General features: G+C 59.8%; 23 protein-coding genes. 13 read left to right on the forward strand and 10 right to left on the reverse strand.

The features are described 5' to 3' along the window. The first annotated feature begins 90 nt into the window (after nucleotides 1-90). Entirely contained in the window at nucleotides 91-1,077 is a 987-nt protein-coding gene (ftsZ, locus tag BJF91_RS05340; RefSeq protein ID WP_075613466.1) for a cell division protein FtsZ, read from the forward strand. An 88-nt stretch (nucleotides 1,078-1,165) separates the two neighbouring features. Further along, nucleotides 1,166-2,989 (forward strand): translation elongation factor 4, encoded by a 1,824-nt coding sequence (gene lepA / locus BJF91_RS05345; RefSeq protein ID WP_075613810.1) that lies wholly within the window; start codon nucleotides 1,166-1,168, stop codon nucleotides 2,987-2,989. An 83-nt stretch (nucleotides 2,990-3,072) separates the two neighbouring features. Here lepA and BJF91_RS05350 read toward each other — a convergent pair whose 3' ends face one another. Further along, on the reverse strand, nucleotides 3,073-3,699 hold the full coding sequence (locus BJF91_RS05350) for a ribonuclease D (protein ID WP_075613467.1): 627 nt from the start codon (nucleotides 3,697-3,699) through the stop codon (nucleotides 3,073-3,075). Between the two features lie 98 nt (nucleotides 3,700-3,797). Further along, on the reverse strand, nucleotides 3,798-5,324 hold the full coding sequence (locus tag BJF91_RS05355) for an alkaline phosphatase family protein (RefSeq protein ID WP_139310590.1): 1,527 nt from the start codon (nucleotides 5,322-5,324) through the stop codon (nucleotides 3,798-3,800). A gap of 678 nt (nucleotides 5,325-6,002) precedes the next feature. Here BJF91_RS05355 and BJF91_RS05365 point away from each other — a divergent pair. The 3 genes from BJF91_RS05365 (at nucleotide 6,003) to BJF91_RS05375 (ending at nucleotide 9,094) form a co-directional block, all read left to right on the forward strand. After that, nucleotides 6,003-7,424: a phosphomannomutase gene (locus tag BJF91_RS05365; RefSeq protein ID WP_075613470.1), complete on the forward strand. Its 1,422-nt coding sequence runs from the start codon at nucleotides 6,003-6,005 to the stop codon at nucleotides 7,422-7,424. A 146-nt stretch (nucleotides 7,425-7,570) separates the two neighbouring features. After that, nucleotides 7,571-8,065, forward strand: coding sequence for an acyl-CoA thioesterase (locus BJF91_RS05370; RefSeq protein WP_075613471.1), 495 nt, complete (start codon nucleotides 7,571-7,573; stop codon nucleotides 8,063-8,065). A gap of 81 nt (nucleotides 8,066-8,146) precedes the next feature. Beyond that, entirely contained in the window at nucleotides 8,147-9,094 is a 948-nt protein-coding gene (locus BJF91_RS05375; RefSeq protein WP_075613472.1) for an AEC family transporter, read from the forward strand. Nucleotides 9,095-9,157: 63 nt separating this feature from the next. Here the strand turns inward: BJF91_RS05375 and BJF91_RS05380 are convergent, their stop codons facing one another. Beyond that, on the reverse strand, nucleotides 9,158-11,278 hold the full coding sequence (locus BJF91_RS05380; protein ID WP_139310591.1) for a hypothetical protein: 2,121 nt from the start codon (nucleotides 11,276-11,278) through the stop codon (nucleotides 9,158-9,160). 534 nt (nucleotides 11,279-11,812) lie between these two features. Here BJF91_RS05380 and BJF91_RS05385 point away from each other — a divergent pair. Then, a complete protein-coding gene (locus tag BJF91_RS05385) occupies nucleotides 11,813-13,216 on the forward strand; it encodes a nicotinate phosphoribosyltransferase (RefSeq protein ID WP_075613474.1) in 1,404 nt (467 codons plus the stop codon). A 31-nt stretch (nucleotides 13,217-13,247) separates the two neighbouring features. Here the strand turns inward: BJF91_RS05385 and BJF91_RS05390 are convergent, their stop codons facing one another. Beyond that, the gene (locus tag BJF91_RS05390) at nucleotides 13,248-13,601 is read right to left on the reverse strand and encodes a hypothetical protein (protein ID WP_139310592.1); all 354 of its coding nucleotides are present in this window, start codon (nucleotides 13,599-13,601) and stop codon (nucleotides 13,248-13,250) included. 366 nt (nucleotides 13,602-13,967) lie between these two features. Here BJF91_RS05390 and BJF91_RS05395 point away from each other — a divergent pair, with 366 nt between their 5' ends. The 3 genes from BJF91_RS05395 (at nucleotide 13,968) to BJF91_RS05405 (ending at nucleotide 16,200) form a co-directional block, all read left to right on the forward strand. Continuing rightward, entirely contained in the window at nucleotides 13,968-14,318 is a 351-nt protein-coding gene (locus BJF91_RS05395) for an ArsC family reductase (RefSeq protein WP_075613476.1), read from the forward strand. 7 nt (nucleotides 14,319-14,325) lie between these two features. Next, nucleotides 14,326-14,799: a Cys-tRNA(Pro) deacylase gene (ybaK, locus tag BJF91_RS05400; RefSeq protein WP_075613477.1), complete on the forward strand. Its 474-nt coding sequence runs from the start codon at nucleotides 14,326-14,328 to the stop codon at nucleotides 14,797-14,799. Nucleotides 14,800-14,949: 150 nt separating this feature from the next. Next, nucleotides 14,950-16,200, forward strand: a complete 1,251-nt coding sequence (locus BJF91_RS05405; RefSeq protein ID WP_075613478.1) for an aminopeptidase — start codon at nucleotides 14,950-14,952, stop codon at nucleotides 16,198-16,200. 196 nt (nucleotides 16,201-16,396) lie between these two features. Here the strand turns inward: BJF91_RS05405 and BJF91_RS05410 are convergent, their stop codons facing one another. The 4 genes from BJF91_RS05410 to xseA all read right to left on the reverse strand — a co-directional run bounded on the left by BJF91_RS05410 (nucleotide 16,397) and on the right by xseA (nucleotide 19,866). Then, nucleotides 16,397-16,777 carry a DUF6481 family protein gene (locus BJF91_RS05410; RefSeq protein ID WP_075613479.1) on the reverse strand — a complete coding sequence of 127 codons (381 nt, stop codon included), beginning with the start codon at nucleotides 16,775-16,777 and terminating at the stop codon, nucleotides 16,397-16,399. A 167-nt stretch (nucleotides 16,778-16,944) separates the two neighbouring features. Next, a complete protein-coding gene (locus BJF91_RS05415; protein ID WP_075613480.1) occupies nucleotides 16,945-17,193 on the reverse strand; it encodes a hypothetical protein in 249 nt (82 codons plus the stop codon). A gap of 485 nt (nucleotides 17,194-17,678) precedes the next feature. Beyond that, complete coding sequence (locus BJF91_RS05420; RefSeq protein ID WP_075613811.1) at nucleotides 17,679-17,888, reverse strand: cold-shock protein; 210 nt, start codon at nucleotides 17,886-17,888, stop codon at nucleotides 17,679-17,681. A 325-nt stretch (nucleotides 17,889-18,213) separates the two neighbouring features. Continuing rightward, on the reverse strand, nucleotides 18,214-19,866 hold the full coding sequence (xseA, locus tag BJF91_RS05425) for an exodeoxyribonuclease VII large subunit (protein ID WP_075613481.1): 1,653 nt from the start codon (nucleotides 19,864-19,866) through the stop codon (nucleotides 18,214-18,216). A 152-nt stretch (nucleotides 19,867-20,018) separates the two neighbouring features. Between xseA and BJF91_RS05430 the strand changes: the two genes are divergently transcribed. Beyond that, on the forward strand, nucleotides 20,019-20,246 hold the full coding sequence (locus BJF91_RS05430; protein WP_075613482.1) for a hypothetical protein: 228 nt from the start codon (nucleotides 20,019-20,021) through the stop codon (nucleotides 20,244-20,246). 30 nt (nucleotides 20,247-20,276) lie between these two features. Here the strand turns inward: BJF91_RS05430 and BJF91_RS05435 are convergent, their stop codons facing one another. Then, nucleotides 20,277-22,115, reverse strand: a complete 1,839-nt coding sequence (locus BJF91_RS05435; RefSeq protein WP_139310593.1) for a hypothetical protein — start codon at nucleotides 22,113-22,115, stop codon at nucleotides 20,277-20,279. A gap of 150 nt (nucleotides 22,116-22,265) precedes the next feature. Here BJF91_RS05435 and BJF91_RS05440 point away from each other — a divergent pair, with 150 nt between their 5' ends. Together BJF91_RS05440 and BJF91_RS05445 are read left to right on the forward strand one after the other, a co-directional pair. Beyond that, nucleotides 22,266-23,261 (forward strand): glycosyltransferase, encoded by a 996-nt coding sequence (locus BJF91_RS05440; RefSeq protein WP_075613484.1) that lies wholly within the window; start codon nucleotides 22,266-22,268, stop codon nucleotides 23,259-23,261. Next, on the forward strand, nucleotides 23,258-23,632 hold the full coding sequence (locus BJF91_RS05445; RefSeq protein WP_075613485.1) for a GtrA family protein: 375 nt from the start codon (nucleotides 23,258-23,260) through the stop codon (nucleotides 23,630-23,632). Before BJF91_RS05440 ends, BJF91_RS05445 begins: the two co-directional genes overlap by 4 nt. Nucleotides 23,633-23,641: 9 nt before the next feature. Here BJF91_RS05445 and BJF91_RS05450 read toward each other — a convergent pair whose 3' ends face one another. After that, nucleotides 23,642-24,628, reverse strand: a complete 987-nt coding sequence (locus BJF91_RS05450) for a Gfo/Idh/MocA family protein (protein ID WP_075613486.1) — start codon at nucleotides 24,626-24,628, stop codon at nucleotides 23,642-23,644. Nucleotides 24,629-24,826: 198 nt separating this feature from the next. On the opposite strand from BJF91_RS05450, the gene BJF91_RS05455 reads away from it, so the two are divergent. Continuing rightward, nucleotides 24,827-25,783 (forward strand): aldo/keto reductase, encoded by a 957-nt coding sequence (locus tag BJF91_RS05455; protein ID WP_075613487.1) that lies wholly within the window; start codon nucleotides 24,827-24,829, stop codon nucleotides 25,781-25,783. Nucleotides 25,784-25,855 lie beyond the last annotated feature (72 nt).

Genomic DNA, 25,855 nt, shown 5'->3' on the forward strand with positions numbered 1-25,855 from the left:
AGTCGCCCAACTCCCGGCCTTTTTCGCGTGCCAAGAGAGCGTATGATTCGCACGACAGGACGAGTCGGGCACAACCCCAAGGAGACAGACGTGATAGAGATCAGAAAACCGCAAATCGAGGAAATGCGGCCGAAGATTACCGTCATCGGGGTTGGTGGTGGTGGCGGCAACGCCGTCAACAACATGATCAGCGAAGGCCTGCAAGGCGTCGATTTCATTGCCGCCAATACCGATGCCCAGGCGCTGACCATGTCCAAGGCCCCGCGCCTGATCCAGCTCGGCGCTGAAATGACCGAAGGTCTCGGTGCCGGCTCCGTGCCGGAAACCGGACGGATGGCGGCCGAAGAATCGCTGCACGAGGTGATGGATCATCTCGCTGGCACCCATATGTGCTTCGTTACCGCCGGCATGGGCGGGGGCACCGGAACGGGTGCGGCTCCTGTCATCGCCAGGGCGGCCCGCGAGGCCGGCATTCTCACGGTCGGCGTCGTTACCAAGCCCTTCAGCTTCGAAGGCCGCCGCCGGATGATGGCTGCCGAAGAGGGCATCGAGCGTCTGCGCGAGGCCGCCGATACCGTGATCGTCATTCCGAACCAGAACCTGTTTCGCATTGCCGATGCCAAGACCACCTTTGCTGACGCCTTCGTCATCGCCGACAAGGTTCTGTTCTCGGGCGTGTCCTGCATCACCGATCTGATCGTCAAGGAAGGCCTGATCAACCTCGACTTCGCCGACGTGAAATCCGTCATGAAGGGCATGGGCCGGGCAATGATGGGCACGGGCGAGGCAACCGGCGACAGCCGCGCCATAACGGCGGCAGAAGCGGCAATTGCCAACCCGCTGCTGGACGAAGTGTCGATGCGCGGTGCGCGCGGCGTGCTGATCTCCATCTCCGGCGGCATGGACATGACCCTGTTCGAGGTCGACGAAGCTGCCACCCGCATCCGCGATGAGGTCTATGACGAAGCCGATATCGTCGTCGGCGCGATCTTCGACAAGGAACTGGACGGCACCTTCCGCGTCTCCGTCGTGGCGACGGGTCTCGGCGAAGAAGGCCACCAACAGCCGCAGCGCTGATTTCACCCGTTCGCGGGGTTAAATTATCCTTCAAATGCCCCGCATTTCCGCTTTGCGGCATGCGGGCGCACTGCTATATGCGCAGGCCATGAGCACACAGAACCGCACGCCTCTCGACCATATCCGCAACTTTTCCATCGTCGCCCATATCGACCATGGAAAATCGACGCTGGCCGACCGCCTGATCCAGAATACCGGCGGCCTTGCAGAACGGGAAATGTCTGAGCAGGTGCTCGACAGCATGGATATCGAGCGTGAGCGCGGCATCACCATCAAGGCCCAGACGGTGCGTCTGCACTACAAGGCCAATAATGGCGAAACCTATGTGCTGAACCTGATCGATACGCCCGGTCACGTCGACTTCGCCTACGAAGTGTCGCGCTCGCTCAGCGCCTGCGAAGGCTCGCTGCTGGTGGTCGATGCGAGTCAGGGCGTCGAAGCCCAGACCCTTGCCAATGTCTATCAGGCCATCGACAACAACCACGAGATCGTCACGGTTCTCAACAAGATCGACCTGCCCGCCGCAGAGCCGGACCGGATCAAGGAGCAGATCGAGGAAGTCATCGGCATCGACGCCTCTGAAGCCGTGCTGATCTCGGCAAAGACCGGACTCGGCATTCCCGATGTGCTCGAGGCCATTGTCCACAAGCTGCCGGCGCCGAAAAGCCCGCTGGGCGACAAAGGCCCGCTGAAGGCGCTGCTGGTCGATAGCTGGTACGATACCTATCTCGGCGTCATGGTTCTGGTCCGCGTCATCGACGGCGTGCTGACCAAGGGCCAGACCATCCGCATGATGGGCACGGACGCCAAATATCAGGTGGAGCGCGTTGGTGTGCTGACGCCGAAAATGGTCGCGATGGACAGTCTCGGCCCTGGCGAGATCGGCTTTTTCACCGGCTCGATCAAGGAAGTGGCGGATACCCGCGTCGGCGATACCATTACCGAAGACAAGCGCCCTACCGAGACAATGCTGCCCGGCTTCAAGCCGGCCCAACCGGTGGTGTTCTGCGGCCTCTTCCCGGTCGATGCCGCGGATTTCGAAGATCTGCGCGCTGCCATGGGCAAGCTGCGCCTCAACGATGCGAGCTTCTCTTTTGAGATGGAAAGCTCGGCGGCGCTGGGCTTCGGCTTCCGCTGCGGCTTCCTCGGCCTGTTGCACCTGGAAATCATCCAGGAACGGCTGGAGCGCGAATTCGATCTCGATCTGATCGCGACGGCTCCTTCTGTTGTCTACAAGCTGTTCATGACCGATGGCAGCGAGCGCGAACTGCACAATCCGGCCGACATGCCCGATGTGGTGAAGATCTCCGAGATCCACGAGCCCTGGATCAAGGCGACGATCCTGACGCCAGACGATTATCTCGGCGGTATCCTCAAGCTTTGCCAGGACCGGCGCGGCATCCAGACCGAGCTGACCTATGTCGGCAAGCGTGCGATGCTGACCTATGAACTGCCGCTCAACGAAGTCGTATTCGATTTCTATGACCGGTTGAAGTCGATTTCCAAGGGCTACGCCTCGTTCGACTACCATTTGGACGGACATAAGGAAGGCAATCTCGTCAAGATGTCGATCCTCGTCAACGGTGAGCCGGTCGATGCCCTGTCGATGATGGTCCATCGCATGGCCGCCGAAAAGCGTGGCCGCGATATGTGCGAGAAGCTGAAGGACCTGATCCCGAAGCACATGTTCAAGATCCCGATCCAGGCCGCCATCGGCAGCAATGTCATTGCCCGCGAAACCATTTCGGCGCTGCGCAAGGACGTTACCGCCAAGTGCTACGGCGGCGACGCCAGCCGTAAGCGCAAGCTGCTGGACAAGCAGAAGGCCGGTAAGAAGCGCATGCGCCAGTTCGGCAAGGTCGAGATTCCGCAGGAAGCCTTCATCGCGGCCCTGAAGATGAGCGACGAATAGACCTTCGCTTCAGATTGAGTTTAAAAGAAAGGCGGAAAACCGGGAGGTTTTCCGCCTTTTTCAGTCAAGCTGAGGCCGCTCTCTCAGCTATGGGCGAAGATGTCGGTCTCTTCCCAGCCGAGCAGGTCGAGCTTGGCGCGGGTCGGCAGGAATGCGAAGCAGGCGGCGGCATGATCCATGCGCCCATCGCGCGCCAGTCGCGCCGTCAGCTTGTCGCGCAGTGCATGCAGATAGAGCACGTCGGACGCGGCATATTCGAGCTGCGCCGGAGACAGGGTTTCCGCGGCCCAATCCGAGGACTGCTGCGCCTTCGACACGTCAACATCGAGCATTTCCTTGAGATTGTCCTTCAGGCCGTGACGATCCGTATAGGTGCGAACCAGCCGTGACGCGATCTTGGTGCAGAAAACCGGTGCCGAGGTGACGCCGAAGGTGTGAAACAGCACGGCGATGTCGAAGCGGCCGTAGTGAAAGATCTTCTCGCGGATCGGGTCTTCCAGCATGGCGGTGAGGTTCGGCGCCTGGCGCTGGCCGGGTGCGATGCGAATAACGTCTGCCGTGCCGTCGCCCGGCGATAGCTGCACAACGCAGAGCCGATCGCGGCGCGGGATCAGCCCGAGGGTTTCGGTGTCGATGGCGATGGCGCGGGTGTAGCGCGCTGCATCTTCACTGCTGATGTCGCCTTCGTGATAGCGAATGGTGGAAGCCATGCCTGTCTCCTGCTCTGTCTTTAACCTTGGCGCCGCCTATAGCAGGAAACCTGCCGTCAGCGATACCGGCTATGGCCCTTGGGTCTTAAATCATCGCATCACAGTTTCGGATTGCTGACCGGCCCGGTATCGCAAAGTTCGGTATAGGCCAGGGTCTGGTCCAGATGCTCGGCCCGCAACGACAGCAGTTTTTCGGCATAGTGCAGCCGGGTCGAGAGATAGGCAGGGTCTTCGGCAAGATTGACGAGTTCGCCCGGGTCGGCCTTGAGATCGAACAAAAGCGGCGGCAGACCGGCAAAATGTACATATTTGAAGTTCTGATCGCGGATGACGGAGAGATTGCACTGGCTGGATTTCAGCCCAAACGCCGTCTCGACGCTGTTGCCGACCACATCGCGGAAATCAAATTCGAAAAAGGCATGATCTCGCCAGTCAGCGGGCGTCTCTCCGGCCAGCCACGGCGCCAATGAGGCGCCATCCTGGTGGTTGAGCGCGGTCACGCCCATCCGCTCCGTCAGGGTTGGCATCAGGTCTGTGGCACTGGTAAAGGCCTCGACAGTCCTGCCGTGGCTAAGCTTTGCCTGCGGGTCGCGGATCACAAGAGGCACATGGTAGCTGCCGTCGTAGACGCCACCCTTGCCGAGCATCCAGTGGTCGCCCAGCATTTCAGCATGATCCGACGTGAAGACGATCACGGTCCGGTCCCAGTCCCCACTTTCCTTCAGGGCCGTAACGATCCGGCCGAATTGCGCATCGACCTCGGCGATCATGCCATAATAGGTGGCGCGGATGATGTCGATCTCGTCAGGTGTCCAGTCGCAGACCCGGCCCTCGGCACCAGCGACGAAGGCGGATTGCGGCAGCATCGGCAACATCAGCGCCGCCAGCGGATGCACGGCCATCTCGGCCTCGAGCGATGGATGGCGATTAGGCTTTGGACCCTCACCGGGCGCAAACATTCTATTATATGGTTCAGGAGCACAGAAGGGCGGATGCGGGCGCAGAAAGGAAATATGCGCGAACCACGGCCGCGTCTGCTCCTCGCGCCAGTTGAGAAAAGCTTCGGTCAAAAAGGCGGTCTGGGTTTCCTCGCCGCTGTAGGCCGGCGGCTCCTGGCTTGGCCCTGTCGGGCCCTCTTGCGAAGTCCTGTGAATGGTCGTGACCGGCCGTTTGCCGCCGCGTTTCATTTTCAGCCAACTCAGCCATTGCCGGTCGTCTTCCAGGAGTAATTGGCCGACGGTAAAGCCCGGCAATACACCTTCATAACTGGTCAGATGCGGATCGGCGGGATCAAGGCTGCGCGGATCGGGTGAAACGTCCGTGTAGCCAAACAGAGTTGGGTCATAACCGGCCCGGCGGGCGGCGAGCGCAATCGTGTCAAATCGTGCGTCCAAAGGCGTGCCGTTGCGGCAGACCCGATTGTTCATCTGGTAGAGGCCAGTGTAGATCGCCGCCCGCGCCGGCGAACACGGTGCCGTAGCCGCAAAATGCTGGCGAAACAGCAGGCCTTCAGCAGCCAATGCATCCACATTTGGGGTTTTAACGACCGGGTGTCCGGTGGCGGATAGACAGTCTCCGCGCCACTGGTCAGCGGTAATCAGCAGGATGTTGGGCTTGGATGGCATGGCACGGCTTCGCTTATCGATTGGGGGCATGAAGTCCGTTTATATATCGGGAAGATAATAAGTGTCCTATGCCGGATTTTGGGTGCGTCCGAACGATCACCTTCAAAAGGAAGGGCTTTTCAATGGATATTGAAGCCATGTTCAAGCACGTGTGGTGCCTTAGGCCTTCGACGGATATGCGTTACGCAACAATCCACTGCACAAATTATAACCGAATCGGGTCACGTGATTCGATGTGACGCTGTTAGACAAGATCGAACTGGCCGATAAAGCAGTGTTTCCGCAATGTGCACGCCATAAGCTATGCGCCAAATTCATTGCTGCGATGCACTATTAATGATGTTCATTTTCTCCGAATCCCCTATATTTAACTTCATCGAAGCGACGCACTCCTCCTCCCAGTGTTGCTTCGAGGGGATCGGCGATACTCCTCCTCCCAATTGCCGATCAAGTTCAAGAGCCCGACGCATCCTCCTCCCGCGTCGGGCTCTTTTGCGTTTTGGCCCCTGCTGCACAACGTTAATCCGGTCAAGGTGTCGATACATTTGGCGCACGCGTATGCAGCGGCTCTTTTCCCTGCTGTGAATTCGTTTAAACAGTCCTGATGGATCAGAGCCTGGTAGCATTCACCCATCGGCGACGGGCTTGGCTGCAGGGCACGACGGAGGCTTTCGACATATGGCGGTAAAATTTGGCACCAGCGGCTTGCGCGGCCTGTCGGTTGATCTGGTGGGCAGCGTCTCTGCTCTCTACGCCACGGCCTTCGCCCGGTTCCTCAAAGCCAAAATTAATGCTGAGGCCGGGTCAATCGTACTGATTGGCCAGGATTTTCGCCCCTCCAGTCCTGAGATTGCAGCGACCTGCATGGCCGCGCTTAAACGCGAAGGTTTCCATCCCGTCGACTGTGGCGCCATTCCGACCCCGGCCTTGGCGCTCTATGGCAGCCGCATCGGCGCCGCCTCCATGATGGTCACCGGCTCTCATATTCCAGCAGACCGCAACGGCATCAAGTTCTATCGGCCGGATGGTGAAATCGACAAAGCTGATGAAGAAGCGATCACTGGCTTTGCGGCGGCTCTTGTCACGGATGAAAGCGCCAATAGCGTCGAACATGCCAGTTGCGAAGACCGCAGCGCGGAGGCTACTGCCCTGTTTCTCGCCCGCAACAAGGCCCTGCTGGCACCGGGCCGGCTCGCCGGGCTGCGGATCGGTGTCTACCAGCACAGCAGCGTTGCGCGCGATCTACTGGTGACGATCCTCGACCATTACGGCGCCGAGACCGTGCCGCTTGGGCGCTCGGAACGTTTTGTGCCTGTCGATACAGAGGCGGTTGCGCCGGAGACTGCGCAGATGCTTGCAGCTTGGACACGGGAGCACCGTCTGGATGCGATCGTTTCCACCGATGGCGATGCCGATCGCCCGCTGGTGGCGGATGAGACCGGATCACCGCTGCGCGGCGATCTCCTCGGGCTTATCGTTGCCAAACTGCTGGGCGCGGACGTGATCGTCACGCCCGTCACGTCGAATTCAGGCCTTGAGGCGGCAAGCGGCCTGGATGTCAGGCGCACCAAGGTCGGATCTCCCTATGTGATTGCTGCGATGAATGCGGCCCTTTCCGAGGGCAAAACTGCGGTCGTCGGTTTCGAGGCCAATGGTGGTTTCATGCTGGGCTCGGATGTCGCTATTGGTGGCCGGACGCTCGCAGCCTTGCCGACCCGGGATTGTCTGTTGCCGATTCTGGCGGCGCTTGACGCCGCCGCCGCTGGCCGACCGATGTCTACAGTCGTGGCGGAGCATGCCTTGCCTGTCGCCCTCTCCGACCGGCTTGAAAATTATCCGCTCGAGAAGAGCAGTGCGCTGATGGCGCATCTGCGCGCCGATCGTGAGCAACTTGCCGCCTTCCTGGCGCCTGTTGGCGAAGTGCGCGCGATCACTGATATCGACGGATTGCGGGTTACGCTTGAGGATGGACAAGTTATCCATTTCCGTCCCTCAGGCAACGCGCCGGAAATGCGCTGCTATGTCGAGGCTGCCGATGCTGATCTCGCCGCCCAAACGCTCCGCGAGGGGCTAGGTCTTCTGGAAAACTGGGGGGCTTGATCCCGGCACGGGTGCTTTAAGCTCTGACGGCTGCATGGCGACATCCGTCCGGTGCGTGCAGATTGCAAAGTGGCTTTTTTGCTTCCGCTGTACGGCACCTGCGGCTACACCCGAATGAAGGATCGATTTTACGTAAAGGACAGGCAATGGACCGAGCCCACGACCCCAGCGAGCTTGAAATGGTGGTGCTGATGACGCCTGATATGGCGAATTTTTCCGGCAAGGTGCATGGCGGTGCGCTGTTGAACCTGCTCGACCGCGTCGCCTATTCCTGCGCCTCGCGCTTTTCGCAGCAATATGCTGTGACGCTGTCGGTCGATCAGGTCGTATTCCGCCAGCCGATCCATGTCGGCGAACTCGTCACTTTTCGCGCTTGCGTCAACTATGCCGGGCGGACCTCGATGGAAATCGGCATTCGGGTGGAAGCCGAGGAAATCCGCACCGGTGAGCGCCGCCACACCAATTCCTGCTATTTCACCATGGTCGCCGTCGATGCCGAGGGCAAGCCAACCACCGTTCCGCCGCTCTGTCCCCAGAGCGAAACCAAAATCCGCAGGGAAAAAGCCGCACGCGAACGCCGGGCCCTGCGCCACGAATTCGAGGCGCGATTCAAGCAGGTCAAGGCATCCGGCCTTGTCTGATCGTCCTTTGGCCCCTTGCTGCAGGATCGCCGTCCGGCGGACCGCACCCTGTCTTTTAATTGTTCAGCAAACGATTGCTTCATGACGGAAATTACCGCTGATGTTCTGCCGATTTTCCTGCTGATCTTTCTCGGCTGGAGCCTGGTGCGCAGCCGGTTTTTGCACGCTGACATTGGCGATGCGCTGAGCGAGTTCGTTTTCAAGGTCGCGGTGCCGGTGCTGCTGTTGCACACGATTACCCAGGCGGATTTCCAAGGCGCGTCGCCCTTTCGTCTCTGGGTCGCCTATTTCGCGGGCGTTGGCGTGACCTGGACCATCGGCCATCTCATGGCTACCCGTGTTTTCGGCCGTGATCAGCGGATCGGCGTGCTTGCAGGTGTGTCCTCGGCCTTCGCCAACAACGTCTTCATCGGACTGCCGCTGGTCAGTCGTCTGCTTGGCAATGACGGCATCGTCGCCCTGTCCATTCTGCTGGCGGTGCATCTGCCGCTGATGATGGTGGTTGGAACGGTGCTGATGGAACAGGCCGAACGACGGGAAAGCGGCGTTGAAATGCGCGGCATGGCCAATATCCTGCGTCAGGTCGGTCGCAACCTCGTCACCAATCCGCTGGTCGTCGGGCTGGCGGTAGGGCTCGTTATCCATGGCAGCGGGCTACAGATTCCGCCAATGATCGAGACGGTTCTGGCTCAGATTTCCGCGATGGCGGGGCCGGCAGCCCTGATCTCGCTTGGCATGGCACTTACCAAATATCGCGTCTCCGGCAATGTTGGAATTGCCAGCGTCACATCAGGCCTCAAGCTGATGTTGATGCCCGCCTGCGTCTGGCTTGCCTGCCAGGCCCTCCTCTTGCCGCCCGACTGGACCATGGCATTGGTGCTCACCTCTTCGGTACCAACAGGCGTCAATGCTTGGCTGATCGCCAATCGCTTCGGCGTTGGCCACGCCCTTGCCGCCTCGACCATCACCATAACCACGGCGCTCGGCGTGCTCTCCGTGACCTTTTGGGCCTGGCTTCTTGGAGCGTGATGGTCCTGTCGCCAGAGGCGGTCAAGAAAAACGACGTTAGCAGCTTTGACGTCTCAGATCGTCCTAGGCCAGATCGGCTATCCGCCAATAAAGCGATTCCGCCTGGAAATCCTCCTCTGAGGGTGCCGGGAGAGTTAGGATTGATGCAGTCGGGGCCGATGCAGGCTCTTGCCGGTGGTCCCACTCCATCTCTAGGTCGGCGTCGTTGCTGATGGCGCCATGAGTCCCATGGTCGCTTGACAGTGCGTCCGCATCGTCTTCGGCCTCCTCTGGAGGCTTGTCCTCGCCTCTCTCCCGGTTCTGCTGACCGCTATTGCCCTGATGCGGATCGTCTTCGTTCAGAGCCTCGACGGCATCGACGGATTCGGTCTTGTTAGCGTCTGCCTCATCCTGCATGGCGAGATAGCTGACGATCGGCAAGGGGACGAATTGCGGCACCTGAACCGGGATAGCATGGGCCATGGCCTGAGCCCCGGTCAGTGACAGGACGGCCGGCTCGCGGACAATTTTCTCCTGCTGCGCGATTGCAAGTTGCGCCTCGGCTTCGCTGGCAGGTGTACCACCGGCGCGTGCTACCTCGTTGCTTGCCAGATTTCCCGTCGCTGGAGCGGCCTTGATCCGGCTGGCAGGAACCGCATCATTCGTCTGCTGGCGCGCGGGGGCCGGTGTCCCAAGCATGGCTTGACGCAAAGTTTGACCGGTGTTGGCTCTGTCGAGCAAGTCATCGCCTGAATGCTCTGGTTCTTCCGTCACCTGGAAGAATATCTGTCGTAGAAGATCGTTTTCCTCAGCCTTATCCGCCTCAGCCACGGCGTGGGGACCTGCGACGACGATCTCCATCCAGCCCTTCAGAGCGAGAACGCTTGTCGACAGCCGTTCAAGGGCATCATCGCGTCCCCGAGGACGAGCTACCGGCTCTTCCTTGCCAGACGCCATGCCGGTGATGACTTCATAGGCCCGGTTCGCCGTCCGCATTGTCGTGCTTTCGGTCGGCTGGTCCGGCTCGGTGGCTGCAGAACCTGTGTTCAGACCGGCCCGCAGCGCGTCGTCAGCCAAGGCAGTTCGGGAAGCGGCACTGGGGACCGTCTGCTTGGCGCCTACGATAGTGCCGGGCGTATCCGAACCGGCCGGCGCCTTACCAGGCAGATCAAGCTCGCCAGGGGCCTGACCAACATCTGCACCGTCCATCGCGCTCTCGTCTGCCTGATCAAGGGGGCCAACGGTGTTGGTACCGGCTCCAATGCTCGCGATTTCCTGCGACCGAACCGCTTCTGTCTGGCCTGCCATAACGGCAGCACTTGCTGCTGCCCGGGATGTATCCGCTAGGCTTTGTCGGATGGCGGACTGGTCTTGAGCCTCAACTTGAGCTTCGGTAGTCTCGCTGGCAAACGCTCCGGCTTGGGCGGTCTCACTGGCTGTGCCGTCACCCTCGGTTTGATAGGCAGCGGAAGACTGGGGGTTTGTAGCCGATCCCGATGGTACTTGTGGCGACTGGCTTGCAGGGACTGAGGTTTTTGCTGCGACAGTAGCGACTGCCGCCGCCGGCGCGCTGGCCTCATCCGCCATCGCTGCACCCAGAGCGCTCTCGGTATGCGGTGTCGCATTCGCGCCCGCCGCCTGAATTGCCACCGGTGCCGGTGTTGGCCGGACCGGGGCGAGCAGCGGCGGCGAAGCGCTGGCGCCATTTTGGCTATAGGATGATACGACCGTGCGTGCCTTCAGGTCACCGTCGTTGTTGCGCTGTATCTCCATATAGGCCGAAAGCAGGGCTGCTTCGGGACCATCGGTATTTTGTAGAACCCGGAGGAGAACGTCGAGCTGCAAGCCCTTCAGCGCGTGGTTCAATTGCGTTTGCAGGCGCATCCGCTGGCTATCGTCGAGCGTGCCGAGGGCGTTGGCGAAGCGTTGCGCAAAGGCTGCGTCGCTCTCGCCGTCATTTCGCGTCAGGCCGATTGCGCCGCCAACCAGGTCCGCAATATCAGCCAGGTTGGTCTGCATGCCCTCACGGCCACTGAGAAGGAGATTGTTGATTCGCCCGGCAATCGCCGAACCGCCCTCCCGGTCGACCCGAACCATGGCATCGCTGTCAGTAGCGACGGCCGCCGTTCCCGACGGCGTGGCGTCGTTGGCGCTGTCCTGATAGCTCGTCGCGCTGCGGGACAAGGCTTGGACGGGAGGCAGCATGGCATATCCCTTCGACAATCGGCCAGACATCGAAATCTGGCGGCGCAATCCTGGGTTCAAAGGCAGGGTGTGCTGAAAAGCCGCTCATGCGGCCTGGGATATCGCTTGTCCTTGCTCTGCCATAATGGAGAGCCGTCCGCTTTCCATAAAACATGTCGCGCAAAAGCAGGGACAGGCACTGCGGTAACGACAGGCTTGAAAAACGACTATCCAGAGCGGTCCGCGTGATCTCGGACCCTCGCCAAGGCTTAGGGCATGTCGATCAGCGAGCAGGTCATATACGAATCACTGAATAATATTAGAATAAAGCGCGCCTGGTTAACAATCTATTAATACTCCTTGCGGTCGTCTCCTGTGCCGGATCGGTGGCCGAACGACCCTGAGCCTCGGCGAAACCGGCCGACAGGTACCCGGAAAAAATCTTCACCTTGAACCGGATCAGGTTCCGGGCATTATGCAGTTTAAAAAATACGACAGCATTTCGGCCCTGACGTCACAATGCTGTCGGTAATCGCAACCTGTCGTGAGTAGCTGATGAGCCGTGTCAATCCGATCCTGAATACAGACAGTTACAAGCTGGGGCATTTTCTGCAATATCCACCCGGCACCCAGGCTGTCAGCGGCTATATCACCACGCGCGGCGCATCGATGCAGCCCGAAATCGTGTTCTTCGGTCTCCAGATGTTCCTTAAGGAATATTTGTCGCGCCCGATAACCAAGGCCGATATCGAGGAGGCGCAGGAGATAGCAGCCCTCCACGGCCAGCCTTTCGATCGCGATGGCTGGCATTACATTCTCACCGCCCATGGCGGCTTCCTGCCGCTCAGGATCGAGGCCCTGCCGGAAGGTAGTTTCGTTCATCGCGGCGTGCCTGTCGTGCAAATCGTAAATACTGATCCAGCCTGCTTCTGGCTCACCTCCTATGTCGAGACGGCGCTTTTGCGGGCGGTCTGGTATCCGTCGACGGTTGCCAGTTCGCTGCGCCACGTCAAGCAGACGCTAAAGCCCTTCCTGGACAAAAGCTGCGACGAGCCTGCCGATATCATTGCTTCACGGCTATTCGAGTATGGCGCGCGTGGCGCCTCCAGTCTGGAACAAGCTGGCCTTGGCGGTGTCGCCAATCTCCTGCATTTCGACAATACCGATACGCTTGAGGCCGTGCTCTATGCCCGCCGCTATTACGGTGCCGAGATGGCCGGCTTTTCGGTGCCGGCTTCAGAACATACGACAATGATTGCCTGGGGCCAGGACCAGGAAGCGCAGTCCTTCGCCAATATGGTTGACCGCTTCGGCGATTATCCCGCCTATTCCGTCGTCTCCGACAGCTATGACATTCACAATGCGCTTTCAGAAATCTGGGGCAAGACCCTGCAGCAGAAGGTTCGCTCCAAGCCTGGCATGCTGATCGTGCGGCCCGATAGCGGCGACCCTATCGATGTGCCCGTGCAGACCGTGGCGCAGCTCGCCTATCAGTTCGGCACACGTCTGAACGGCAAGGGTTACAAGGTGTTGGACGACAAGGTGCGGGTGCTGCAGGCCGATGGCGTCTCTCTGCGCGACATCACCATGATCCTCGGCCGGCTCGAGGCGATGGGCTTTTCGGCCGAAAACATTTCCTTTGGTATCGGCGCCTCGCAATTGCAGAAGGTCAGCCGCTCCACCTATTCCTTTACGATGAAATGTAGCGCCATCATGGATGGCCAGGGCAAGTGGCGCGATATTTCCCGCCGTCCCGTCACCTTGCAAGAGCGTATGCCTGAACCTGGCCGCCGCGCCGTCGTACTTGAAGGCGGAGAGCTGGCCTCCGTTGCCTTGGACAGCCTTGGGCGGCGCACCAACTATCTCCAACCCGTATGGGAAAATGGACGTCTGCTTCAGGATCTGACATTCGACGAAATCCGGGCCCGGGCCCGAACACCACACCGCATGGATCAATGAACGGATCGGCAAAACGGCGCTTGTCTATCGATCAGGCGACATCCGCCAGGAACATGCGGTAAAGGCCATTGTCGTCGGAAAGATAGGACGTGGCACGCTCGATCACAGGGCCTGCCTTGTCTTCGCCTGCCGTCATCGCGTCCAGCCAGCTGGCCGGCAACCGGCTTTCCTCCGGCGGGGCTTGGGCCTTGATCTCGGCGAGGTCCTCGATCATCTCAGGCGAGAGCTGTGGAATCTCTTCGCTCGGTGGCTGGCGCTGCGGGCTTGAAAACAGCAAGCCGATTTGGTCACTATCGTCATGAGCGGCCCCGAGGCGGATCGTTCGTTCAACGGGAAACGCCGGTGCGGCAGGCGCCGTGGAAAGCGCAACACCGTCTTTGGTCATTGATGCAATATCCATCATGGTCACACTGGTCGAGCGGATATGGCTTCATCCATGTCCGCTATGGCTTCACCTTGGGCGTCGGAAGGTCCCGTCGAAACGTTGCCTGGTCCTGCTCGTCGATCTTAAGCAACGGGCTGGGCTTTAAGGTCCGCCGCGTCACCGGGGGAAAAGCTAGGCCGAAATCTTTAAGGAACTACTGATGAAACCGGGTGAGCTCGAAACATTTGTTTTACTCGAAACCAACCGATGCTCACCGCGCCTTCCCGGTTGAGCTTTATCCGCCGGAGCCGGTCAGCGAGGTGGCCTGAGCTTGCAAGCGCTGGATTTTTTGATAGGCATGGGAGCAGTGAGAAACGGACCCTATCCATGACGATCACGCTTTACGGCATCAAGAACTGCGACACTATGAAGAAGGCCCGCACCTGGCTGGAAGCGGCCGAAATCGACTATGCCTTTCATGATTACAAGACGAAGGGCATTGATCGCGACAAGCTCGAATCCTGGGCAGGCAAGGTCGGCTGGGAAGTGCTGCTGAACCGGGCCGGAACGACCTTCAAGAAGCTCCCGGAGGAGGCGCGTGCCGATCTCACCGAGCAAAAGGCACTCGATCTGATGCTGGCGCAACCTTCCATGATCAAGCGTCCTGTCCTGGACAGGGACGGCGAGCTCCAGGTCGGCTTCAAGCCGGATCAGTATCAGGCGATGTTTTCCAACTGAGGCCGCCATGTCGAAATCCACGCGCGCGACGCTAGCCATGGAAAAGGCGGGCCTTGCCTTCAGCGTCCATCACTATGACTACGATCCTAGTGCCGAGCGGATCGGCCTTCAGGCGGCGGAAGCCATTGGCGAAGAGCCGCGCCGGGTGCTGAAGACCCTGATGGCCGAAGTGGATGGTAAGCCTGTATGCGTTGTGCTGCCCTCCGATCAGGAAGTCAGCATGAAAAAGCTGGCGGCTGCAGTGGGCGGCAAACATGCTGCGATGATGAAGCCGGCGATCGCCGAAAAGCTGACCGGTTTCGTCGTTGGCGGCATCAGCCCCTTCGGCCAGAAGAAAGTGGTGCCGACCGTCATCGAGATCTCGGCCCTTGACGAGCCGCACATATATATCAACGGTGGTCAGCGCGGGCTGCAGGTGCGGCTGGAACCGAAAGCGGCACAGGCAGCGCTCAACGCCGTCGCCGCAGCGGTGATAGCCTGATCGCTGCCGTGGCCGATCAGTCTTGAACAGAGCGTAAGAGTGTTTCCACTTCATTTTCGTCCAGAAAAGCCTATTTCTTGACGAGCGGCGATTTGCTGTCACCGTTGCTGCAATCCCGTGTCTTCCGCTTTAAAAACCAGGATACCACCCATGACTCTGCCCGATTTTTCTCATTCCATCGATCCGGTCAAGCTCGACAAGCTGGCGGAAGTGGCCGTGAAGGTCGGCCTGCGGCTCGTGCCGGGTCAGGATCTGGTCATTACCGCGCCGCTAAACGCCTTGTCGCTGGTGCGGGCTATTACCCGCCACGCCTATCAGGCAGGTGCTGGTATCGTCACCACCTTCTACGCCGATGAGGAAGCGACGCTTGCCCGCTACGTCAACGGCGCGGATGCCAGCTTCGACCGTGCCGCAGGCTGGCTGTATGAAGGCATGGCAAAGGCCTACGCCGGCGGGGCGGCACGACTGGCTATTTCCGGCGACAATCCTATGCTGCTCGCCGGTCAGGATCCGGCCAAGGTGGCGCGCGCCAACAAGGCCAATTCAATGGCCTATAAACCCGCCCTGGAGCCGATTTCCAATTTCGACATCAACTGGAACATCTCTTCTTTTCCCAATCCATCCTGGGCCGCCCAGGTCTTCCCGGACCTGCCGCTCGATGAAGCCGTCAAAAAGCTTGCAGAGGCGATCTTTGCCGCCTCGCGCGTCAACGAGCCTGATCCGGTAGCTGCCTGGGCGGCTCATAACGGTGAGCTTGCAAAGCGGTCGGCCTGGCTAAACGGGGAGCGATTTTCCTCCCTGCATTTCACAGGTCCCGGCACGGATCTGACGGTTGGCTTAGCCGACGGCCATGAGTGGCACGGAGGTGCTTCCACCGCCAAGAACGGCATTACCTGCAATCCGAATATCCCGACGGAAGAAGTCTTCACGACGCCACATGCGCTGAAGGTGGAGGGTACGGTGTCCTCGACTAAGCCGCTTTCGCATCAGGGCACGCTGATTGATAACATCCAGGTACGGTTCGAAGCCGGCCGGATCGTCGAAGCCAAGGCCTCGCGCGGTGAAGAAGTGCTGAACAAGGTGCTCGACACCGATGAGGGTGCAAGGCGGCTTGGTGAAGTGGCGCTGGTGCCGCATTCCTCGCCGATTTCGGCTTCGGGCATCCTGTTCTACAACACGCTGTTTGACGAAAACGCTTCCTGCCATATTGCGCTCGGCCAATGCTATTCGAAATGCTTCCTTGACGGCGCTTCCTTGACGCCTGAGCAGATCAAAGCCCAGGGCGGCAATTCCTCGCTGATTCACATCGACTGGATGATCGGCTCCGACAAGGTCGACATCGACGGTGTCAAAGCCGATGGCACGACGGTGCCCGTCATGCGCAAGGGCGAATGGGCGTAAATAAACACGAAAACGGCGGAGCCATGCTCCGCCGTTTTCTGTCTGTCGAATACCGCTTTGAACCCGCACATCAGTGCGGGTTCTTGTTACAGCGTCATGCGTTTTACCAAACGCCATAAGTTGCTGTAACACTTTAAATGTGCTGCATAATTTCTCCCCAAATCGACTGCGACTTGAGGAGTTGTGCAGATAGCGCTCAGCCCTGCCGCGCCTTGCGGTTGGCATATCGCAGATCGCGCTGTGCCTTGCGGGTCGCTTCGTCTTCGAGCAGGCGGGAAATCCGTGCCTTTTCGTTGGCCTCGCGGGCGTCGGCTTCGGCTGTCGCAAGCGCCGCAATGGCGGCCTCGCGCTCGGCTGTCTCGGTGCGGATGCGTTCCTGCTCCTCGAGCTTTGCCTGTTCGCGTTCGACACGGCGCGCTTCGCGGGCTTCCGCAATTGCCAAGCGCTCGGCTTGGCGCGCAAGGCGGGTCGGCTCGGACGCTTCCTGCGCAGCCTTATAGGCCTGGAGCAGGGCAGCCTTGGCATCGGCAGCATTGCCGCGACGGTCGACGATTTCGTTTTTACGATTGTTTTTCAAAGAGTAGATCCAGATTGAGGGTGTCTGCCCACCGTGTCATTCCTTTGATCGAGATCGATCAGAGGACGTTCTTCGGTAGATTGGAGTGTTACACCATCGTATGTGCGTTTGATGAAGCGCGCGACGGTGTCATGCCGTGGTGTCAAGCTGTCGAGGCTTCGAGCCTCTCAGGCTTTCGGTGCCGGTTCGGACGCCACTTGTGCGTCCGCCTTGTCCTCTCCGGCATGCGACTGCGAAGTCCCTGCCATCGATTCCTTTGCAAGCCGGGCTTCGCGTAGGCGCGACGTCTTTTCGTTGCGGGCCATGGCAATCGAATCCTGCTCTTCGGCGGCGCGCGCCTTGGCAAAAAACTGGGACTGCTCCTTACCGAAGGCGATTTCCGCCTGCTGACGCGACTTGCTGTAGATTTCCGTCATGATTTCGCCTTTCTGGGCGGCAGCGTCGCATGCCAGGCGTGGCGCGCGGATAACGCTGTGATAGCTGCGGTAGCATCCTCGACGCTACCGTTCTGCGCATTCGACGCACCGTCATTGGCCATGCCGGGTGATTGGCATGGATGCCGGGACGTTGGCGTCGTTGCTGTGGTCTCGTCTGTCGCGGCCCGCTTCTGGCAGGCGTCCAAGCACAAGACCGGTCGACATGCGCCTCTTGCATCATACCTTAAAGCGTTATCGATCTAAGGAATGATGCATTCGGGTGGGGGACTTGCAGGATCATATGAGTGCTCAATAGAGCATGACTCTGGAAGTCCACGACAAAGGCGCCTTCATCTTATCGCAAGCAATAGGGTTACCTGCGACAGATAATAAAAAAGGCCAGGCAAACTTGCCTGACCTCGGTTGGATCATGCTTTCGACAGTGCCAGTACATCCGTGGTCAAAGGAAAGCAGAACCCGATATATTAAGCAGCCTGAAGGTTGCAGGCCGACATCTTGCCGGACTTGTTGTCGCGTTCCATGTCGTAGGAGATCTTCTGACCTTCTACGATTTCGCGCATACCAGCGCGCTCGACAGCGGAAATGTGCACGAATGCATCCGGGCCGCCGTTGTCAGGCTGAATGAAGCCGAAGCCCTTGGTGGAATTAAACCATTTAACTGTGCCAGTGGTCATGATGAACCCTTTCATAGCATATTGAGAAACCACAATGCGACGCATTGCGGATGATGATAGCGATTTTTGAAAGGAAGGTTCGTTCAGGGCGTGGTGCTAATCACGCGGTAACCAAAGCTCAGCAAGCAAATATCGATGACCAATAGATAGACGGCTGAGACCGGAATGTCAAACAAATCTTTGAATTTATTGGATTAGGGGTCGGATGACGACCGGCGCGATCTGCGGCAACACCTTGTAACCACTTCTTAATCACTGATTATTCTTTTTGAGGGTTTCCTGGGTTTTCGGCGGTCATTCGGACGCTGAAAATGGTGCTTAACGGTTAGAAAAGGCTACCTTGTCCGGCCGGCGGGTCTGACTTTTTGGCTGATTTGCCAGTTGCTGCCGGTTTTACGGACGGGCTCGCTGCAGATTTGCGTGCGGTCTGGCTCGCGTGAGCCTCGTCACCGGTTCCGAGCGCGGCGGTCACATCGCCTCCGGTGACCGCTGCGATCCGGCCATCGGCAAATTCGATGGCCACGGCGCGCCCCTCGCTGAGATCTGCGGCTCGCGAGACCGGCCGGTCCATCTCGTCGCGAATCACGGCATAACCGCGCATCAGCACATTCTTGTAAGACAGTGACTGCAACATCCGGTCATGGGCGGTGAGCGCCGAACGGGCACGGCGCAGATCGTTGACGACGGCACTGTCAGCACGCCGCGATAGGCTTTCCAGCCGATCCGCGAGCCGCGCGGTCTGTGCCGTCAGCCGTCCCGGCATGGAGGTCAAGGTTGCGTCGATCCGCCCAAGACGTGCCTTCTGCCGCTCGATCAGCCGTTCGACGATGCGTTCGGCCAGTGCGGCGCGCTCACTGACACGCTGCCGGCTTTCCACCAGCCGGCGCACCAGCATATCGGGCGAGAGTTTTGCGGCAGCGCGCTCGAAGATGCGCCGTTTCGCCATCGTATTGAGTTCGAGGCTGCGGCCAAGGGCGCTTGCAGCCTCGTCGAACCGCCGGCGCGGCAAGGCGAGCAATTGGTCGAGCGAGGGCAGGGCGCGGGCAAGCGCGCGCAAGTTCTGCCGGCGTTGGTCCATCTGTCGGCTGGCGGCACCGGAAAGGCGCGCGGCAAGGCCTGCCATCTGCGCCTCGAGATCCGCCTTGACGGGAACGGCCATTTCGGCGGCCCCGGTCGGCGTTGGCGCGCGCACGTCTGCTGCGTAGTCGATCAGTGTCCAGTCCGTCTCGTGGCCCACAGCGGAAATCAGCGGAATGGTGCTCTCCGCAGCGGCCCGGACTACAGCCTCGTCGTTGAAACTCCAGAGATCTTCCAGGCTGCCGCCGCCGCGCGCTACGATCAGCACGTCCGGCCGAGGCATGGCGCCGCCCGGCTGCAGCGCGTTGAAGCCGTTGATGGCGTTGGCGACCTCGTCACCGGAGCCTTCGCCCTGCACTTTCACGGGCCAGACCAGGACATGGACCGGAAACCGATCCGATATCCGGTGCAGGATATCGCGGATAACGGCGCCGGTCGGCGAGGTGACGACACCGATCACTTTAGGCATGAAGGGCAAAGGCCGCTTGCGGGACGGATCGAACAGGCCTTCAGCGGTAAAGCGGCGCTTGCGCTCCTCGATCAGCGCCATCAGCGCGCCAGCCCCTGCCGGCTCCATCTGCTCTATGACGATCTGGTACTTGCTCGACCCCGGGAAGGTGGTGATTCGGCCGGTGGCGATAACTTCCATCCCCTCTTCGGGCCGGTATTTCAGCTTGGAAAAAGACCCTTTCCAGATGACCGCATCGATCCGCGCCTTGTCGTCCTTCAGCGAAAAATAGGCATGGCCGGAGGAGTGTTGGCCACGAAAACCGGAGATTTCGCCGCGCACCCGCACCTGATCGAAGGCTGTCTCGATCGTGCGCTTGATCGAGCCGGATAGTTCCGAAACGGAAAATTCGGTCAGATTGCTGGGTTGGTCGTCGCTGAAGAAATTGGCCATGGCCGGTTTTACTCAAGCTTACGAAAAAACGCATCTCTTTTTCGGAAAATCAGCCGACTCATGCCGGTTAAAACCTGTCGCTATAGGTCAATCGTTAACCCTCGGGTGGCAGAATGTCAGGCAAAGATAGTTCGTCCTACGGAACACCGTCCATGACCTTTCTCATCGCCATGACCATCGGCATCGTCACCGGAGCCACCAGAAGCATCACGGCCATCGTCGCCGTGTCGCTGGTGTTGTTGGTGGCCGGGCTCTTTATGTTGGCCATGACGCCTGCCATGTCGGCCATGGACCTGCTGACGGCACTGATCGCCTATAATGTTGGCCTGATTGATTGCCTGATGGTGTCGCTCGCCCTGTCCAGCCGCAAGATCGCCTGAAGCGACCGGGCTTTGCCGCTTGCTCCAGTCTTATTTGACGCGGTAGACCCAAAGGCCTGTCTCGGTACCGCTCGCTAACAATTCCAGATAATCCGGCAGATTGCCTCGATCGAGCGCCCCGTACAGGCCATCAGGCTTCAGCTGGATCAATTCCCGGGTCTGCGGATCGGAGGGGCAAAAAGCAACCAGTCCAGCTTTGGCCCCAGCCAGAAATGCACGGGCATCCTCGGGGATCGACAGGCCAATATGCAGCTCCGTCAACATGCCAGCCTGGTTGCGGTGATAAGGCGCCGTTAGCACCCGATGATGGGTGAAGCGCAGTATGGCGGTTCCGAGTTCCGAGGATGCGGCAACGGTTGCTGGCGGTAGCGCTGCAAGCGGTGCCAGAGCCTGCGGCGTCGCGCAATTGACACCTGATGCTGGGCTTGAGCCCGCTGTCGAACCCGTTCCGCTGGCAATCTGCGGCTTCAGTCGCAGCGAACCCTGCACGATTGCCGTCCCCACGACAGCCCAGAGGGACGGTACCGACACGAGAATGGCAGCGATATAGACAAGGCTTTCCTTGATGCCTGCTGCGGGCCTCTGCGTTCTCTTGCGAAGATCAGCGATCAGCAGCGCCAGCGGCAGGATCGTAATGAGGTTGGAAAACATGGCGCCGCGCACTTGGATCAAGGCAACCGCAAAGCTCGTTGCCAAAAGCAGACCGAAGACCAGATGCGCTTCGACCTGTTCCCGGCGCCAGATCCTGGCACCACAGACGATAAGGCCGATCACGCCGACGACGTAGAAGCCGGCGACCGTCCCGGGTTCCTGGCGCGCCACGGCAAACACGGAACGGGCCTCGCCGACATTGTCCAGCCAGAGCGTCACCAGCATCGGGTCGAGATTGGAGAGTGGGTTGCCGAGGCATTGCGGCGCCAGAATGAGAGCGGAGAGGCCGACGCTGCCGCCGATTACTGCCAGCAGAACAAATCGCAGGCCAATTACGAGCCGGCTGGCAAAGGCGGCGGCGGAAAACAGCAGCCCGCCACCGATGGCCGTCAGCGAATAGTAACCGAAAGACAGGTTGTCGCAGGTCACAACCCGATAGGATTGCTGCGGAACGGTTGCCGCAAACAGCAGCGTCACCATCAGCGCCAGGCTGAGGCAATAGGCCATGGCGCAGGCACGCATCGACGCGCCATGATAAGCCCAGAGCAGGGCGACGATTACGCAAGCCACGGCAATCAGCGGCGTCGTTTCGGCGCCAATCGCTAAGGCCAGCGCTGCGGCTATTCCTGCGAGGCCGAACCATGGCCAGGTACGAGCCGTTGCCAGAATGGCAGTGAGAAAAACAATGATCGCGATCTGAACGTTATGGTGATCAATGGCGCCGGGCAGGAACCGGTTGGATGCCAGCAGATAAAGCGCCGTCAGGCCGAGCACGATATGCATCGCGACCCGCCCGCCAAGCCGGAGCCCAGCGTAACCTGATGACAAGAGTACCGGCACGGTCCAGGCAAGCGGCCAGATCGCCAGCGCAATCGCCTCTGCTGCCTGTTGTGGAAACCATAGCCCAGCCAGGCGGATCAAGGTGGCTATCGGCCAGTCGATCAGCCGCGACCAATGCATCAGCGTGCCGGGTAAAAGCCCCAGCCGATACTGCATCATGTCGAACCACCCTTGGCCGGAGAGATAGTCGCGCACCTCGACAAGCCGCATGGCATCGTCATTGTCTGCGCCGACATAATCAGTGGCAAAGGGAAGGCTGCCGGCGCACAGGCCGATCACGACCAGAAGGCAATAGCCGATCATCACTGCGAACGGGCGGACGCCACTTGATGCAGACGTCGCGGAAGGCGCGGAAGAAACGGGCTCTGCGGTCATGATCTGTCCGGGATGAAACGAGAAGACCTACCCGCAGATAGGTGCGCGTCTAGAATTTAGCGCTGGCGAAACCTAGCCTTAACCTTATCAAGAAATAGTAAAATCTTGACGGAGCCGCGTTTTGGCTGCCCGGACAGCGTATCGAGTAAGTTCATGGGCGAGACATCAACACCGGACGTGGCGGTCCTCATTCCCTGTTACAATGAAGCCGGCACGATAGCTTCGGTGGTGCGGGGCTTTCGCTCGGTCCTGCCGCAGGCGCGGATTTATGTCTACGATAACAATTCCACCGACGGCACGCCGCTTGCCGCCATGTTGGCTGGCGCCGAGGTGCTGCAGGAGCGCCGCCAGGGCAAGGGCCATGTCGTGCGCCGAATGTTTGCCGATATCGAGGCCGATCTCTACGTCATGGCCGATGGCGATGGAACTTATGATCCGATGGACGCTGGCGCCTTAATCCGCGCGCTTCTGGACGAGCGCGCCGACATGGTGGTCGCCACCCGCCGCAATGTGCGCCAAGATGCCGGTCGTCAGGGGCATGCGCTGGGCAATCGGCTGTTCAATGGCCTCTATCGGTTTTTGTTCGGACCCGGCTTCACCGACATCTTTTCCGGCTATCGAGCCTTCTCGCGCCGCTTCGTCAAAACCTTTCCGGCTGTCTCGGCCGGGTTCGAGATCGAGACGGAAATGTCGGTGCACGCCTCGCGGCTGAAGTTGCCCGTCGTCGAGCTGGAATTGGATTACGGCCGTCGTCCGGAAGGCTCTCATTCCAAGCTGTCGACATTGCGCGATGGGGCAAAGATTCTTTGGATGTTTGCAATGCTGGCCAAGGAGACACGGCCCTTCGCGGTGTTCAGCGCTCTTGCCGGCCTGGTGCTGGCGGTTAGCCTCGGCTTGATGGCGCCAGTCCTTGCCGAATATTTCAAGACGGGCCTTGTATCGCGCCTGCCGACCTGGGTGCTTTCTGTGGCGCTGCTGTTGATGAGCCAGCTTTTGCTGACCGCCGGGCTGATCCTCGATTCGCTATCGCGGGCGCGGGCCGAGCATCTGCGGCTCTCCTACATCGCTCTGCCGGCCTTCCGCGATCACCATGCTGTAACGGCCGAACGCGATCCGAGAACCGAGCCTCTGTCCGTGGATGCGGCATGAAAAGGCTACTGCGCTTCGCCTTGGTCGGCGCTGCCGGGTTTCTGATAGATGCCGGTATGCTATGGCTGTTGTTATCCGTGACGCCGCTTGGACCTCTAGCAGCGCGGGCGCTGGCAATCGCCATTGCGCTGATCTGTACCTGGCAACTCAACCGCGCCGTCACCTTCGGCGCGTCTCGCCACGGTCTTGCCCTGGAAGGCTTTCGCTACGGTTCCGTCGGCCTGGTCTCGTCGCTCGTCAACTACGGGCTTTATGCCGGGCTGCTGCTTGCAGTCCCGGCCCTCAATCCCTACGCGGCCCTGGTCTTCGCCTCGGCATCAGCCATGGCCTTCAGCTTCTTCGGCTATTCCCGCTTCGTATTTCGACGCTGAGCCGCAGGGTCAAACCGGTTCCCAGCCATCCTTTTCGCTGGCCCGGTAGATGGCGTCGATGAAGCGCTGGTTGGCGCGGGAGTTTTCGAGGGTTACCACTTCGCTCACCTCACCCGCGGCGGCCTTCGCGAAGGCCTCGACCTCCAGCCGGTACTGGCGACTATCGGGAAAGCGGAAAATGCGCGATTCCTGATGGTTGCGCGTCGTCAACTCCACCTCTTCGGCGCCCCAGCGGTCCGCATTGAACGGTGACTTCACCTCGATGAAACCTTCGGTGCCGTGAAACACCATGGTCTGGCGTGCTGCCATCTGGGTTGCGATGTAGAAGCTCATCTCGAAAGAGCCGAAATCGGCTTTGACGCTGGAATAGATATCGGTGCCGAACTCCGGATCACGCTCCGTCACGGCCTGCACCCGTACAGGCTCCTGCCCGGTGACGAACCGGGTGGTGATGGTCGGATAGACGCCGATATCTGGCAGTGCTCCGCCGCCAAGCTCCGGGATATTGCGCATGTTGCCGGGATCGCGGTTGAAATAGGTAAACGAGCCCTGCACATGCCTCAGCCGGCCTATGGCACCTTCGGCAAGAAGCGCCCGCACCTTATGCCAGACGGGCGTATAGGTCACCATGAAGGCTTCCGAAACCAGCACCTTGTTAAGGTCGCGCGCGGCGATCAGGCTGTCGATCTCCTGCGCTTTCAAGGCAATCGGTTTTTCGCAGAGAACATGCTTGCCGGCATCGGCGGCCTTGATGCTCCATTCCACGTGCTGGGCGGTCGGCAGCGGAATATAGACGGCGTCGATCACGTCGGAAGCCAGCATCTCCTCGTAGGAGCCGAAGGCGTGAGGCACGGAAAACCGGTCGGCCATGGCGCGGGCCCTGTCCAAGTCGCGGCTGGCAATGGCCGTGACGACGGCACCTTCCGCATCCTGAATGGCGGGAACGACCAGTTCCCGGCCGATCTTCGCCGTGGACAAGATTCCAAATCGCAGCATAGTTTCCTCCGCAAAACCATTCTTAAGCACAGGGGATATAGAGCATTTCCTGGGAAAGTGGAAACCGGTTTCCCGTCCGGAGATGCGTGAATGCGGCAGGTTCTGTCCCGGGAATGTGAATGGTGGCCGGTTGCCATCGGGATCGCAAACGTTAGTTTCTTTTCACTTTTTCCATTTTTAGAACTTTGGAGATCAACCATGCAGAAACGCAATCTTGGTCGCTCGGGCCTTGCTATCGCCCCGGTCGTGTTTGGCGGCAACGTCTTCGGCTGGACCGCGGATGAAGCCACATCCTTCAAGCTGCTCGATGCCTTCTTCGACGCCGGTTACAATGCCATCGATACCGCGGATGTCTATTCGCGCTGGATCGATGGCCATTCCGGTGGCGAATCCGAGACGGTGATCGGCAAATGGCTGAAGCGCGGCCATATCAGCCGTGACAAGGCGGTGATTGTCACCAAGGTCGGCATGGATATGGGCCAGGGCAAGCCTGATCTGTCGGCCAAATGGATTATCGAAGAGGTGGAAAATTCGCTCAAGCGACTGCAGACCGATTATATCGATCTCTACCTGTCCCATACCTTCGACAAGGACACGCCGCATGAGGAAACGCTGGGCGCCTATGCCCGGCTGAAGGAACAGGGCAAGATCCGTTCTCTCGGCTGCTCGAATTTCGATGCCGATCAGTTGCAGGCCTCGTTTGACGCCGCAGCCAAGGCCGGCTTGCCGCGCTATGACGTGATCCAACCGGAATACAATCTCTATAGCCGCAATCGGTTCGAAGGTCCGCTGGCCAATCTCTGCATCCGCGAAGAGATCGGCGTGATCAGCTATTACGCACTCGCCGCAGGCTTCCTCACCGGCAAATACCGTCAGCCTGAAGACAGCGCGGGCAAGGCGCGATCCTACCGGGTCAATGACTACATGAATGACAAGGGCTTTCGCATTCTCGACGCGCTCGATGCGGTCGCAGCTGAAACCGGCACGACGCCGGCGACCGTGGCCATTGCCTGGGTCGCGGCCCGGCCAGGCATTACAGCACCGATTGCCTCTGCCACGAGCCTGTCGCAGCTCGAGGCGATGATCAAGGCAGGAACGCTTGTTCTGTCGCCGGAGCAAATGGCCCGACTGACAGAGGCTGGCGCTGAAGCATGACGGAGCGTTTTGCTCCGCCGCGCACGGCCAAAGCCATGGCGCCACAGAGACGCGCGAGATTTGAAATCATGA

It is taken from the genome of Gillisella taibaishanensis, from assembly GCF_001938985.1.
Lineage (GTDB): Bacteria > Pseudomonadota > Alphaproteobacteria > Rhizobiales > Rhizobiaceae > Allorhizobium > Allorhizobium taibaishanense.

What these genes read in the sequence shown, in the direction of transcription:
- BJF91_RS05405 (WP_075613478.1), top strand. Translation starts at nt 14,950, where the DNA reads ATGACTCTGCCCGATTTTTCTCATTCCATCGATCCGGTCAAGCTCGAC.
- BJF91_RS05430 (WP_075613482.1), top strand. Translation starts at nt 20,019, where the DNA reads ATGACCTTTCTCATCGCCATGACCATCGGCATCGTCACCGGAGCCACC.
- BJF91_RS05375 (WP_075613472.1), top strand. Translation starts at nt 8,147, where the DNA reads ATGACGGAAATTACCGCTGATGTTCTGCCGATTTTCCTGCTGATCTTT.
- xseA (WP_075613481.1), bottom strand. Translation starts at nt 19,866, where the DNA reads ATGGCCAATTTCTTCAGCGACGACCAACCCAGCAATCTGACCGAATTT.
- BJF91_RS05350 (WP_075613467.1), bottom strand. Translation starts at nt 3,699, where the DNA reads ATGGCTTCCACCATTCGCTATCACGAAGGCGACATCAGCAGTGAAGAT.
- ybaK (WP_075613477.1), top strand. Translation starts at nt 14,326, where the DNA reads ATGTCGAAATCCACGCGCGCGACGCTAGCCATGGAAAAGGCGGGCCTT.
- BJF91_RS05380 (WP_139310591.1), bottom strand. Translation starts at nt 11,278, where the DNA reads ATGCTGCCTCCCGTCCAAGCCTTGTCCCGCAGCGCGACGAGCTATCAG.
- BJF91_RS05385 (WP_075613474.1), top strand. Translation starts at nt 11,813, where the DNA reads ATGAGCCGTGTCAATCCGATCCTGAATACAGACAGTTACAAGCTGGGG.
- BJF91_RS05450 (WP_075613486.1), bottom strand. Translation starts at nt 24,628, where the DNA reads ATGCTGCGATTTGGAATCTTGTCCACGGCGAAGATCGGCCGGGAACTG.
- BJF91_RS05370 (WP_075613471.1), top strand. Translation starts at nt 7,571, where the DNA reads ATGGACCGAGCCCACGACCCCAGCGAGCTTGAAATGGTGGTGCTGATG.
- BJF91_RS05420 (WP_075613811.1), bottom strand. Translation starts at nt 17,888, where the DNA reads ATGACCACTGGCACAGTTAAATGGTTTAATTCCACCAAGGGCTTCGGC.
- BJF91_RS05365 (WP_075613470.1), top strand. Translation starts at nt 6,003, where the DNA reads ATGGCGGTAAAATTTGGCACCAGCGGCTTGCGCGGCCTGTCGGTTGAT.
- lepA (WP_075613810.1), top strand. Translation starts at nt 1,166, where the DNA reads ATGAGCACACAGAACCGCACGCCTCTCGACCATATCCGCAACTTTTCC.
- BJF91_RS05440 (WP_075613484.1), top strand. Translation starts at nt 22,266, where the DNA reads ATGGGCGAGACATCAACACCGGACGTGGCGGTCCTCATTCCCTGTTAC.
- BJF91_RS05395 (WP_075613476.1), top strand. Translation starts at nt 13,968, where the DNA reads ATGACGATCACGCTTTACGGCATCAAGAACTGCGACACTATGAAGAAG.
- BJF91_RS05455 (WP_075613487.1), top strand. Translation starts at nt 24,827, where the DNA reads ATGCAGAAACGCAATCTTGGTCGCTCGGGCCTTGCTATCGCCCCGGTC.
- BJF91_RS05390 (WP_139310592.1), bottom strand. Translation starts at nt 13,601, where the DNA reads ATGACCAAAGACGGTGTTGCGCTTTCCACGGCGCCTGCCGCACCGGCG.
- BJF91_RS05355 (WP_139310590.1), bottom strand. Translation starts at nt 5,324, where the DNA reads ATGCCATCCAAGCCCAACATCCTGCTGATTACCGCTGACCAGTGGCGC.
- BJF91_RS05445 (WP_075613485.1), top strand. Translation starts at nt 23,258, where the DNA reads ATGAAAAGGCTACTGCGCTTCGCCTTGGTCGGCGCTGCCGGGTTTCTG.
- BJF91_RS05415 (WP_075613480.1), bottom strand. Translation starts at nt 17,193, where the DNA reads ATGACGGAAATCTACAGCAAGTCGCGTCAGCAGGCGGAAATCGCCTTC.